12 protein-coding genes are annotated in these 12,512 nt (G+C 65.1%); 4 read left to right on the forward strand and 8 right to left on the reverse strand.

Going from position 1 to position 12,512, the window contains the following annotated elements; translation table 11 throughout:
- The first annotated feature begins 147 nt into the window (after positions 1-147).
- Positions 148-1,272, forward strand: a complete 1,125-nt coding sequence (menC, locus tag EB835_RS07795; RefSeq protein ID WP_135808902.1) for an o-succinylbenzoate synthase — start codon at positions 148-150, stop codon at positions 1,270-1,272.
- 7 nt (positions 1,273-1,279) lie between these two features.
- On the opposite strand, the gene EB835_RS07800 is transcribed toward menC, so the two are convergent.
- From EB835_RS07800 to EB835_RS07830, 7 genes are all read right to left on the reverse strand, one after another.
- Entirely contained in the window at positions 1,280-2,188 is a 909-nt protein-coding gene (locus EB835_RS07800; RefSeq protein WP_135808903.1) for a cation diffusion facilitator family transporter, read from the reverse strand.
- Positions 2,189-2,405: 217 nt separating this feature from the next.
- Positions 2,406-4,175, reverse strand: a complete 1,770-nt coding sequence (locus EB835_RS07805; protein ID WP_135808904.1) for a flotillin family protein — start codon at positions 4,173-4,175, stop codon at positions 2,406-2,408.
- A 180-nt stretch (positions 4,176-4,355) separates the two neighbouring features.
- Positions 4,356-4,817 (reverse strand): DUF3817 domain-containing protein, encoded by a 462-nt coding sequence (locus EB835_RS07810; protein WP_135808905.1) that lies wholly within the window; start codon positions 4,815-4,817, stop codon positions 4,356-4,358.
- Positions 4,818-4,894: 77 nt separating this feature from the next.
- Positions 4,895-5,629: an SDR family NAD(P)-dependent oxidoreductase gene (locus EB835_RS07815; RefSeq protein ID WP_135808906.1), complete on the reverse strand. Its 735-nt coding sequence runs from the start codon at positions 5,627-5,629 to the stop codon at positions 4,895-4,897.
- Entirely contained in the window at positions 5,626-6,360 is a 735-nt protein-coding gene (locus EB835_RS07820; protein ID WP_135808907.1) for an SDR family NAD(P)-dependent oxidoreductase, read from the reverse strand. Before EB835_RS07820 ends, EB835_RS07815 begins: the two co-directional genes overlap by 4 nt.
- 39 nt (positions 6,361-6,399) lie before the next feature.
- A complete protein-coding gene (locus EB835_RS07825; RefSeq protein ID WP_135808908.1) occupies positions 6,400-6,999 on the reverse strand; it encodes a TetR/AcrR family transcriptional regulator in 600 nt (199 codons plus the stop codon).
- Between the two features lie 196 nt (positions 7,000-7,195).
- A complete protein-coding gene (locus EB835_RS07830; protein ID WP_135808909.1) occupies positions 7,196-9,295 on the reverse strand; it encodes a M28 family peptidase in 2,100 nt (699 codons plus the stop codon).
- Positions 9,296-9,701: 406 nt separating this feature from the next.
- Between EB835_RS07830 and EB835_RS07835 the strand changes: the two genes are divergently transcribed.
- Both EB835_RS07835 and EB835_RS07840 read left to right on the forward strand, forming a co-directional pair.
- The gene (locus tag EB835_RS07835; RefSeq protein WP_135808973.1) at positions 9,702-10,802 is read left to right on the forward strand and encodes a VIT1/CCC1 transporter family protein; all 1,101 of its coding nucleotides are present in this window, start codon (positions 9,702-9,704) and stop codon (positions 10,800-10,802) included.
- Entirely contained in the window at positions 10,799-11,686 is an 888-nt protein-coding gene (locus tag EB835_RS07840; protein ID WP_135808910.1) for an aminotransferase class IV, read from the forward strand. The genes EB835_RS07835 and EB835_RS07840 overlap by 4 nt, the downstream gene beginning before the upstream one ends.
- 80 nt (positions 11,687-11,766) lie before the next feature.
- On the opposite strand, the gene EB835_RS07845 is transcribed toward EB835_RS07840, so the two are convergent.
- Complete coding sequence (locus tag EB835_RS07845) at positions 11,767-11,967, reverse strand: hypothetical protein (RefSeq protein WP_135808911.1); 201 nt, start codon at positions 11,965-11,967, stop codon at positions 11,767-11,769.
- Between the two features lie 243 nt (positions 11,968-12,210).
- Here EB835_RS07845 and EB835_RS07850 point away from each other — a divergent pair, with 243 nt between their 5' ends.
- Complete coding sequence (locus tag EB835_RS07850; protein ID WP_135808912.1) at positions 12,211-12,510, forward strand: DUF4235 domain-containing protein; 300 nt, start codon at positions 12,211-12,213, stop codon at positions 12,508-12,510.
- The last annotated feature ends 2 nt before the right edge of the window (positions 12,511-12,512 follow it).

Below are 12,512 nucleotides of genomic sequence, written 5' to 3' on the forward strand. Positions count from 1 at the left end.
GGTGGCCCCCTTGCTGACAGGAAAGCTTTTGTTCACACTATCAACAGCTGGGCCGCCGCTCCAGAGTTCTGGCCTAAGCTGAGGGAAAGAAGCAACTGCGGCAGTGCGGATCACCTGCGCAGGAATTGTGCAGAAGGAGTCATGATCATGAAGCTGAAGTCAGTCACTCTCCACCAGGTGTCGATCCCGCTGGTCACTCCCTTTGAGACATCGTTCATGAAGGAGACCGAGAAGGACTGCTACCTCGTCGAGGCCGTGTTCGACACTCCTCGGGGCGAGATCACCGGATGGGGTGAGTCAGTGGCGATGATCGCTCCCCTGTATTCCTCGGAGTACGTGGCCGCGGGCATCGACGTCACCCGCAGGTGGCTCGCGCCGCTGCTCTTCGACGTCGAGGAGCTGACCGCTGAGACCGTCGGCTGGCACCTGCGCCATGTCATCGGCCATCCGATGGCGAAGTCGGCGCTGGAGATGGCCGTCATCGAGGCACAGCTGAAGATGCACGACCAGTCGTTCAAGGACTACCTCGGCGGAGTCGTCGACTCCGTGCCCTCAGGCGTGTCGGTGGGCATCCAGGATTCCGTCGAGGAGACCGTCCGGGTCATCGGCGGCTACCTCGAAGAGGGGTACGCCCGGATCAAGCTGAAGATCAAGCCGGGCAAGGACATCGCCCCGGTGGCCGCCGTGCGCAAGACCTTCGGCGACGATTTCGGCTTCCAGGTCGACGCGAACGCCGCCTACACCCTCGTCGATGCCGCACACCTGCGTCGCCTCGACGACTATGGCCTCCTGCTCATCGAACAGCCCCTCGGCGAAGCCGATATCCGCCAGCACGCCGAACTCGCGAAGCTCATGGACACACCGATGTGCCTCGACGAATCGATCGTCTCCGCCGAGGCGGCAGCTGATGCGATCATGCTCGGGGCCACCTCGGTGATCAACATCAAACCCGGACGTGTCGGCGGGTTCATCGAGGCGAAGAAGATCCATGATCTGGCCGCCGCCCACGGTGTCGCCGTGTGGCACGGCGGAATGGTCGAAACCGGCCTGGGGCGGGCGGCGAATGCGGCGCTGGCATCACTGCCGGGCTTCACTCTGCCCGGCGACATCTCCGGATCGAACCGGTTCTTCCACGAGGACATCACCGAGGAGATCGTCATGTACGACGGCAAAGTCGATGTGCCCGCCGGCGTCGGCTTCGGCGTCTCGATCGACCCGGCCAAGCTCGAACGCTTCCGCACGGATTCGGTGGAGATCCTGCCCGGGCAGTGACCCGGCCTCAGTCGTGGGTATGGGTCTCCTCCGCGGCGTCCTCGGCTCGGTCGAACTGGAAGGTCGAATGCTCGATCGCGATCTTGTGGTGCTCGGTCAGGCATTCCTGCAGGGCCTTGAGGATGCGCGGGGCGTGCCCGTCATAGAAGCACTCATCGGCAAGCACCACGTGTGCGGTGAGCACCGGCAGGTTCGAGTCGATGCGGGTGATGTGGAGGTCATGGACCTCCTGCACATGCTCGACCGCCTCGAGATGCTCGCGGACCTTGTCCAGATCGAGCTCCTTCGGTGCCGCTTCGAGCAGGATCGACCCGGTCTCGCGCAGAATCGCGAACGCCCTGGGAACGATGAGCGCCGCGATGACCAGGGCCGCCACCGCATCGGCGCGCTCCCAGCCGAAGAGCCAGATCGCCAGAGCGGCAAAGATCACGGCCACCGAGCCGAGCGCATCGGCGATGACCTCGAGGAACGCCGCCTTGAGGTTGAGTGAGTCTTCCTTCGACGAGCTGAGGATGGCGATGGAGACGAGATTGCCCACGAGGCCGATGGCCCCGAAGAGCAGCAGCCCCGGTCCGGGCACCTCCGGCGGGGCGAAGAACCGACGAATGCCTTCGATGAGGCTGTAGACGCCGAGACCCAGCAGCAGGGTCGCTTGGGCTCCGGCTGCGAGCACTTCTGCCCGGCGGAATCCCCAGGTCTTCTGTCCCCCCGTCGGCTTGTTGACCAGCGTCGCCGCGAAGAGCGCGATGCCGATGCCGATGAGGTCGACGGCATTGTGGCCGGTGTCGATGAGCAGCGCAAGACTGCCAGTGACGACGGAGCCGATGAGCTGGAAGACGAAGATCGCCGCGACGATGCCGAAGACGATCCTCAGCTGCCGCCGCGAACCCGAACCATGCGCATGATCATGAGCCATAGAAACCTCCTCGACTCAATACATTAACATATGCACATTCGTTTATGCATCATCGCGAAGATTCTCTGGGCGATCCACGGCGTTTTTCACGCCTGGATCACTCTGGATCGCCCAGAGAATCGCACATTCCGCTGCTAGTCCGCGGCTTGCGGCTCCCTACAAGGTCCGGATCACGCAGGCCTGCGAGGTCCGCGACCAGCGGGGAGGGCCGTAGCCCTCAGCTGTCGGTGTTCGGGGCGCCCCCGTCGCTGCTATCGGGGTTCGGGGCGCCCCCGTCGCTGCTGTCGGTGTTCGGGTCTCCTCCGTCGCTGTCACCGTCCGGGCCGTCTGCTTCGCCCGAGTTGCCGCCCTGGTCGTCGAGGCGGCGCTTCGCCTCGTCGATATAGGACTGCACATCGAAGCCGGTGGCCTTCTTCACCTCATCACCGATCCGGTCGAGGTCGACCCCGCTGTCATCGAGGAAGGCCTTCGGGTCGAAGCCGGTGCGGTTCGCACGCGGTCCGGCAGACGTGCCGTCCGCGACGATCCCGTCAACGACATCGTCGGATCCCGCGTCCGCAGACGAAGAATCGGTCGGCCCTCCACCGTCAGATCCGCCGGAATCTGCAGGTCCTCCGGGCTCGCCCGAGGCGGGGCCACCGGATCCCTTCGCCTTGGCGACCAGGTCCGTGAGGTCGACGCCGGTCGTTCCGCGGACCACCTCGAGGACCTGCGAGAGGTTGTTCGACACGGAGTTCGCGAGCTTCGATTCTCCGTCGGTGGACACGATCGAGAGGTCCTTGATGTTCGCGTACGGCGCGACGAGCTCTCCGGCCACGGACGGCAGCACTTCGAGCACCTTCGACAGGACGGCCGCGTCGTTGAACTGCTTGTAGGCCTCGGCCTGCGCCCTCAGCGCCTCGGCCTCCGCTTCACCGCGAGCCTTGATCGCGTCGGCCTCGGCTTCACCCTCGAGACGGATCGCCTCGGCGTCCTTCGACCGACGATGCAGTTCGGCGGCCGCCTCGGCCCGACCCTGTGCCTCGATCTCGTACGCCCGGGCATCTGCGGCGGCCTGCTGGCGGTAGCGTTCGGCGTCGGCGGGGCGACGCACCTCGGCGTCGAGCTGCTCGGCACGCAGCTCCGCGGCTTCCTTGGCCACGACCCGGTCCTTCTCAAGCAGCTTCTGCTTCTCCGCAGCTGATGCCAGCGGGCCGGAGTTGTCGGCGGTCGCCTGCCGCTGATCGGCCTCTTCCTTCAGCGCCGCGCGCCGCAGGGCCAGCTGCTGCTGCTGTTCGGCGATGGCCTGATCGGTCAGCGCCTGCTGCTTCTGGGTCTCCTCGTTCTGCTGGGCCTCCTCGACGGCCGAGGCACGACCTGCGTTCGCCTCGGCGATGGCGGCGTTCTTGGCCACCTCGGCGGCCTGCGGGCGACCCCAGTCGCGCAGGTAGCTGCCTTCGTCCTCGACCGCGGAGATCTGGAACGTGTCGATGATGAGGCCCTGGTTGTTCATCGAGTGCGCGGATTCCTCCTGCACCTGCGCGGCGAAGGACGCGCGGTCTTGGATGATCTGCTCGACCGTGAGCGTGCCGACGACCGCGCGCAGCGTACCGGAGAGGATCTCCTTCGAGTAGTGGTCGATCTGCTCCTGCTGATCGAGGAAGCGCTGTGCGGCCTTGCGCACATCGTCCTCGGTGCCGCCGACCTTGACCTGGGCGACGCCCTTGAGGCGCAGCGCGATGCCGTTGATCGAGATGCCGTCGATCTCGACCTGGATCTGTCGCGAGGACAGCGAGAGGATGAAGGCCTTCTGCACGATCGGATAGACGACTGCGCGTCCGCCGATGACGATCCGCCCCGAACCCGGCGCTCCCGACGCATTGCGGCCGGTGATGATCAGCGCCTCCGAGGGTGCGGCGATCTTGTAGGAGCGCAGGATCACGAACAGCGCGATCAGGATGATGACAACGAGGACGCCGATTCCTCCGACGCCGAAGAGCAGGTCCATCAGGGGCCTTTCATCGCGGGTGGGATGTGCAGTCGGCCGATCATCGGCCGACCCCCTTCATCTTAGGCGAGCACCCGGACGCAGAACAGGGCGGGTTTCCTCCAATGAGAAAATCCGCCCTGTGTGACGATTCGCCGTTCCGGGCGAAGGGTCAGACCCTCGCCGAGGCGGCCCCGACGTTCACTTGCCCCATTCCCATGGCGGTCCGGCCACGAGCAGGCCCGAGAAGACGACGATGACGAAGACGACACCGATGCCGATGGCCAACCACGGGTAGCGGATGCACCATGAGGTGAACTTCTCGAACCAGCCGGAGGGCGTGCGTCCGTTGCGGCCCAGACCCCAGTCGCCTTCGAGGGATCCGGTCTTCTCGACCGAACGTTCGAAGGGGATGGTGGCGTAGGGGATGATCGCCGAGCCGAGACCGGTCGCGATGCGGCGGGCACTCCACTGCTGCGAGGTGCCGACGCCGATGACGGCGATGACGAAGCAGATGAAGATGAAGCCGTGGATGCCACCGCCGATGCGCACCCCCACCTCGGTGGTGTGGGTGACGTATTTGAGGAACATGCCGATGATGAGCAGAGACCAGGTCACGGTCTCGGCTATGGCGAAGAACTTGAAGAAACGTTTGGGAGTCACAGTGACTATTGTGCCTGGTGCAGGTGGGTGGGCGCTGAGTGCCGCCGACAGGCGAATCGCTCGGTCTCACATCTGTTTCACGGCAGACTCAGCTGCGTCATCCGTCCGCCGTCGACCGTAAAGACCTGCCCTGTGACGAAGCCGGCCTCCTCTGCGGCGAGGAAGGCCACCAGCGCAGCCACCTCTTCGGGCCGACCAGCTCTGCCGACCGGATGGATGTCTCCGATGCCCGCTTTGAAGGCCTCCGGGTCCGACAGGGAGTCGATGAAGGACAGATTGAGGTCGGTGTCGATCCACCCCGGCGCGACAGCGTTGCACCGAATTCCCTCGTCACCATGATCGACAGCCACCGCACGGGTCAGCCCGTGCAGTCCGGCCTTCGACGCCGAATACGCCGCGTGGCCGGGATTCGAGCCGAGTCCCTCGATCGATCCGACGTTGACGATGGATCCCTGAGTCTCTCGCAGATAGGGAAGAGCCGCCCTGATCATGAGGAAGGGGCCGGTGAGATTGACAGCGAGGTTCCGCTGCCAGTCTTCGACGGACATGTCCTCGACTTTTGATTCCTGCATCATTCCGGCGCAGTTGACGAGGATGTCGAGGGCTCCGGAACGCTCAACCACCTCGGCGACGGCGGATTCCGCACTCGCGGGATCGGAGAGATCGACGGCGATCGACGGGAATTCCTCGTCGGCACCGCGCTGAGCGGTGTAGACCTCGGCCCCTTCATCGTGCAGCCGACGCGCGATCGCCCGGCCGATGCCCGAGCGACCGCCGGTGACAAGCGCGACCTTCTGTTTGAACCGGTTCATGCCACTGCCTTTCCGCCGTTGACCTCGACGAGAGCACCGCACATGTATCGGGATTCCTCTGAGGCGAGGAAGAGGATGACGTCGCGGATGTCCTCGGGTTCGGCGATGCGCCCGAGGGGAACTGTCTCGCCGAGCTTCCCCACGGCTTCGTCGGGGTCGAAGCCGCGTTTGGCGAACCCGCTGCGCAGCATCGGGGTGTTGACCTCGTTCGGGCAGACGGCGTTGATGCGGACTCGCTGGTGGGCGTGGTCCATTCCCATGCACTGGGTGAGCGAGGCGATCGCTGCCTTCGTCATGCAGTAGAGGGCATGGTTCGGTCCCGGCGCCTTTCCGCCCCAGCAGGAGGAGACATTGACGATGGTTCCGCCTCCTGCATCAGCCATCAACGGGATTGCCGAACGGCAGAGGCGGAAAGGCGCCTCGACGTTGACGCCGAGCGAGCGCGACCAATCGGCGTCGGACGTCTCGGTCACCGGTCCGCGGGTGATGACGCCCGCATTGTTGATGAGGATGTCGAGGCCGCCGAGGCCATCACGGGCCGCCTCGGCGAGGCCGTCGGCGTATTCGGCTTCGAGAAGGTCCCCGGGAAGGTGGGCGTCGGCGATGATGCCGGCGACTTCCCGGTCGGCCACCGCGACGCGTGCGCCTTCGGCCCTGAACCTCTCCACGAGGGTGGTGCCGATTCCGCCGGCGGCCCCGGTGATGAGGACCTTCTTATCAGTGAAACGCATGGGTGCTCCTTTGCTGATCTGTGGGGTGTCCGCGGATTCTCATGCGTCTCCAACGGACGAATCGTTCACTTCGTCATCTGCTTCCGATTCGATTCCGGCAGCCGAGAGGATTGTTCGAGCAGCGGCTAACGCCGTCCCCGCGACTCGCTTCCGGCCCCATAGCTGCGCATTCTGCGTCATTCCCTCGTGAAGCATGAACAGCTGCTCGGCGAGGGGTTGGTTGTCCTCGCCCGGACGCACCCGGTCGAGGCGGCTGAGGAACTCCTTCGCCAAACGCTCCTTGTGCGTATGCACGACGTCGCTGACCGCTGCGCTCTCGGGGTACTCGGACAGAGCGTTGGAGAAGAGACATCCCGTGTTGGCGACCTCGGCTAACCAATCGCCGAGGCGGCGGAGCAGGTAGAGGACATGCTCAGCGCCGTCGTCAGGTCCACCCTCATACCAGGCAAGGTAAGCGCGATCGCGGTACTCCAGAGCACCGACGATCATCGCTTCCCGGCTGGGAAAGTATTTGTAGAGTGTGCGCAGCGAGACGTCTGCCTCGGCCCGCAGCGCCTCGACACCTTGCTCGGCGAATCCCTGTTCGGCGAAGCTGCGTTCGATGTCTCGCGCTATCTGCTGACTCGTCTTTGTCGCCATAACCCCACAGTAGAGTGATCGCTCTACCCAAGTAAAGCGATCACTCTACCTCAGTGAATCGAACCGTGAATGGGCACGTGGGCCGGCGAGCTTTCTCAGTCGCCGGCCCACGTGAATCAGGGCCTCACCTCAGGGGCACCATCCGGGAATCGATCTCGATGGCGCCCCGCTTCGGCGATGGTTCCTCTTCGGACGCTCAGCGCTTGCGGCGGCGCGAACCCAGAGTCATTGCCAGACCGAGCACGATGAGCGCTCCGGCCGAGATGACCAGCGGCAGGGCTTCATTGCCGGTGCGCGGCAGGTCTCCTCCGCCGCCACCGTTGCCTCCGTCACCGGCTCCGGGCCCGTCACCCTCGGCGACGACCTCGAAGGATCCGGTCAGCGGATCTCCGCCTTCGCAGTCGACGGAGACCTCATAGGTGCCGATGTAGCTGTCGACCATCGACGCGTCGAGTCCGCGGACTCCGAATCGCGCAGTGCCCTCGGCTCCGACCTCGGCGTCCTGTTCGAACTCCTCGATCTTCCCGTTGTTCGGCGTCACCGTCATCGTCGCTGCGGTGTCGGCGGTGCAGCCGGTGGCCGAGACCTGAACTCCCTGCTCACTGACGAAGTCCGGAGCTTCGATCGTCGTCGGATCGATGCTCAGCGCTCGTTCGGCAGGAGTCTCGGTCGGCGTCTCCGTGGGTGGATCGGTGGGGTCCGTGGGCGGAGTCGTCGGATCGGTCGGCGGATCCGTCGGGGCATCAGCGAGCTCATAGGCCAGCGCGTGGACGGCGAAGCCGATGGCGGGAGCGAAGATGTCGACGGATTCCCTGCTCACATTCTCGATCGTGTCCGTGGCCTGGTGGTAGTTCGTATCGTGCTTCTCACCGACGGTGCCGCCGAACATCTCGGCTTCCTCGGCGGTCTTCGTGCCGTCGGCACCGGAGAACAGGCCGCTGGCTGGGATGCCGTTGTCGATGAACGCCTGATAGTCCGAACGCCCGGAGAAGTCGGTGCCGACGTTGGGCTGATCGATATCGGCGAAGTAGTCGGTGAAGATCTTCTCGAGTTCTGCTGACCCTTCGGGAACGTTGACGCCGTCGGGGATCGGCACATCGGAGCCGTCGGAGTCGAGCGTGCCGACGATGTAGTTGTCGGAGCCGATCATGTCGAAGTTCATATATGACTTGACCTTGCCCAGCTCAGCATTGTTGAGGCTCGCGACGTATTCCGTGGATCCGACGAGTCCGACCTCTTCTGCGCCCCACCAGCCGAAGCGGATGGCGTTGTCGACTTCGCTCGGCTGCTCGGCGAGCGCCTCGGCGCTGGCCAACAGTGCGGCCGTGCCCGAACCGTTGTCGTTGACGCCGGGGCCCTCTTCGACGCCGTCGAGGTGGGCGCCGAACATCTGGACGTTGTCATGGTCGCCGGCCTTGGTCTCGGCGATGACGTTCCAGGTCTTCTCGGTGACGAACTCGGTCTCAAGCGTGAAGTCGGCAGTCAGGGCCGCCGCTTCGGCTTCGGCCCCGGCTTCGGCGTTGCCTTCGTCGGTCTCTTCGGCTCCCTGGCCGAGTCCTGCCTGACTGCCGGCTTGCGAGCCTGCGGCCTCGACCTTTTCAAGGAGGTCGGTGCCGACGTTGTAGGTGGCCGTCACCGTCGGAGCGCTGTTCTCCATGCGACCGCCGAGAGTGGCGTTGAGTTCCTCGTCGGGGTTGTCCTTGTCGTTGTTGTAGATGATGACTGCCGCCGCACCTGCTTCGGTGGCGGCCTTGGTCTTGTCGCCGAAGGCGCATTCGCCGCGGGCCACGAGCACGAGCGCACCCTCGGCGCTGTCCTCGAAGTCACCAGCCTGGCAGCCGAGCTGCCCGCCGGCCATATCGCTGTTGTCGTCATCGACCGGCAGCGCCACGGGCAGATCGGTCAGCGGCTCCGTCGTGCCTTCGGTGTATTCGGCGGTGGTCACGTCGACCTTCTCACCGTCAACGACGACCTCGACGGTGCCGAAGTCCTGACTCTCGACGTCGAACGCCTGACGCTTCACATCGAAGGCGCCGGTCGCCTCGAGGGTGGATTCGACGTATTCCACGGCTTCTTCGTAGCCGGGCGTACCCAGCGCGCGGAAACCTTCATCCGCATGCGAAGTGGAGATGTCGGAGATCTTCTGCAGATGCTCCATCACGGCGTCACCGTTGACGCCCATATCGGTGTGTTCGCTCGGCCCCGCGGTGCCCGCCGCCAATGCCGGGCTCACCCCGCCGAGGACCAGGCCGGCCGTGGCGGTGACCGCCAGCCAGCTCTTCGTGCGCAATTTCATGGAGTTCCTTTCGCTCCTTCGTCCGTGTCTGAGGAATCGCACATGACGGCGCAACGGAAGTGACCGCCACGGTATGACAATTCGTCCATACCGGTGTCGGCCTCTCTACGACTGCACTTGCGGGGAAGCTCGATTCTGACGTTCCGCTGTGACCCGCCATAGGTAACGAATCACATGCTTCTATAACGAAACGGTGACACAACTCACATTGGTCATTAATCTAACGCACCCCGGCCGGCTTTAATGTTACGAATTGATAACAACCGGTCACTGACCGGTTTCCCACCCACGGTCAGCGTCCGCTCCTCATGCAGCTGTTTCAACCGCGACCTCCCGCGTCCCCGCACCACACACCGCCGCCCACCCCGTGCCGAATCCGCACCGCCGGATTAGACTTGGACCAGTGATGACCAACGACTCCGCCGGAGGGACCCAGCCCGTCTCCCCCGACAGACGGACCATTCGCCGCTGGCAGCGCTACCTCGCCAACGAACGGCTCGAGGAACGTGTGTATCGCAACCTCGCCGAACGCCGCAGAGGCGAGGACCGCGAGATCCTGCTCAGCCTCGCCGCCGCGGAATCCCGCCATCAGGAGCATTGGATCACCCTCCTCGGCGAACATGCGCACAAGCGCCGCTCCGCCGATCTTCTCACCCGCTGCCTGGCCTTCCTCGGCGGAATGTTCGGCTCCGTGTTCGTCCTCGCCCTTGCCCAGCAGTCCGAGACGAGCTCGCCCTACGATGAGGACGAAGCCGCCTCGGCGGAGATGGCCGCCGACGAACGCATCCACGCCGAGGTGGTCCGCGCCCTGGCCGCCCGCTCCCGCGCCCGCCTGTCGGGAAACTTCCGTGCCGCCGTCTTCGGCGCCAACGACGGCCTGGTCTCGAACCTCGCCCTCGTCCTCGGTGTCGGTGCTGCAGGCGTGTCGAACACCGTCATCCTGCTCACCGGCGTCTCCGGCCTGCTGGCCGGCGCCCTGTCGATGGGAGCCGGTGAGTACATCTCGGTGCGCTCCCAGCGCGAACTGCTCGAAGCCTCCACCCCGGACCCCGAATCCCGGCACGCTCTGGCCGATCTCAACATCGATGCCAATGAGCTCGCCCTGGTCTTCCGCGCCCGCGGAATGGAGGCGCGCGAGGCTGAGGCCCGCGCCAACCGCACGATCGCGGCGGCGAAGAACAGACAGGCCCCGAGACTGCCGAACATCGATTCCGGAGTCGACCGTGACGAACTGGGCACCGGCATCGGCGCTGCCCTATCGAGCTTCTGCTTCTTCTCCTCCGGCGCGCTCATCCCGATCCTGCCCTATATCTTCGGCATGTCCGGGCTGGCCGCCGTATTCCTGTCCGCCGGCCTGGTCGGAATCGCGCTGCTGATCACCGGCGGTGTCGTCGGCCTGCTCTCAGGCAAATCGCCCGGCCCCCGAGCCCTGCGTCAGCTCGGCATCGGCTTCGGCGCCGCCGCCGTGACCTACGCCCTCGGCCTGCTCTTCGGAGGTATCGCATGACCGATCTGCTCATCCTCGTCGACCCGACCGCGGGCACGTTCGAGTTCACCGATCTCAGTGCCGCCCAACTGCCGGTCACCGATCTCTCCGCTCATCGTGGTGACGGGATCTTCGAAACCGTGCTGGTGAGCATGGGGGCGCACGGCGCCACCGTGGTGTCGAGACAACGGCACTTCACCCGGTTCCGTGCTTCCGCTTCGGCGCTGGATCTGCCCGATCCCGACCAGGGGCTGTGGGATCGGGTCATCGATTCCCTCATCGCCGAGGTGGCCGCCGCCGATCCCGAGACCGTCGAGTTCGGGATCCGCTACGCCCTCTCCCGTGGGGAGCAGAGTGGACACGGCGGGTTCCGCGCCCGGGGGTGGGCGTTCCCCGTGCCAGTGGACGACCACATCCACAGCGCCCGTGAGCAGGGCGTCACCGCCGTCAGCCTCGACCGCGGATTCGATGCCTATATCGGCAGCAAGGCTCCGTGGCTGCTCATCGGCGCGAAGACTCTGTCCTATGCGGTCAATCAGGCCGCCGGACGCTACGCCGGTCAGCGCGGAGCCGACGAGGCGCTGTTCGTCTCGCACGACGGCATCGTCCTCGAGGGGCCGACCGCAAATCTCATCATCCGCCGAGGCGACCGCCTCCTCACCCCGAATCCGGACGCGGGTCTGCTGTCGGGAACGACGCAGCGCCTGATCTTCGATCATGCCGAGAATTTGGGGCTGCGGGCCGAATATGCCGATCTTCGCCTCGAAGACGTCAAGATGGCGGATGGGGCCTGGTTCGTCTCGTCGATGCGCAGCGCAGTCGCACTGCGCGAACTCGACGGGAACGCGATATCTGTTGATCAGAGGCTGACCGAACGGCTCCAGGAGATCATCCGCGGTCGGTGACCAGCCGGCAAGGCTGTGGCTGTGTCCGCACAGGCTCAGCTGCCCGCAGCCGGTCTGTGGGGATGCGCCGCCCCGAGAACTCAGGCTCGGGGCAGGGCGCCGGCGGGTTTCGCCGAGGGGAGAGTGAAGGCGAGAACGAGCCCGAGGATGCAGGCGGCGCAGCTGATCAGCCACACCGGCCAGAAGACGCCGGACATTCCCGGCAGCAGCGCAAGCAGGAATCCGAGGGCGCCACAGACGAACAGTCCGGTGACGACACGCGTCTTCCACTTCCTCAGCATCGTGTGCCTTTCTCTTCACGTTCGGACTCGGACCTTCCCTTGCCCGGCCGAAGCGCAGTCTCACGCTATCGCCGTCCTTCTGCCCGGCACATCCCCCAAAAGTATGAAATGAGCGAACTTTCTTCAGCCTCGTTCAACAGCGGGTGGCCTCGTGGGCAAGGACCTGCGTTAGTGTTGTGACGGAATACGTTCCAGCGGCTCTAGAGAGCCCTGGGACCCGAGGTTCAAGGAAAGGACACGAGCATGGGAAAGCTCGCTTGGCAGATCATCGGCGTGGGAGCGCCCATCGCAGCCGCGTTCGTCGCTCGCAAGACCCTGACCTTCGCGTGGGAGAAGTCGACGAAGCGCCCGGCGCCGTCGAACCCCGTCGATGACGAGATCTCGATGTCCGAGGCTCTGGCCTGGACGATCGTCTCCGGTGTCGGTGTGGCCGTGGCTCAGCTCGTCGTGCAGCGCATCGCCGCGAACACTGTGCGCAACAACTTCGGCGATGAGGCCCTGCCGAAGAAGTTCCGCAAGCAGGTCGACGAGGTCACCGACTGAAC

Origin of the sequence: Brevibacterium sp. S22, assembly GCF_004745485.1 — a bacterium.
Taxonomy (GTDB): Bacteria; Actinomycetota; Actinomycetes; order Actinomycetales; family Brevibacteriaceae; genus Brevibacterium.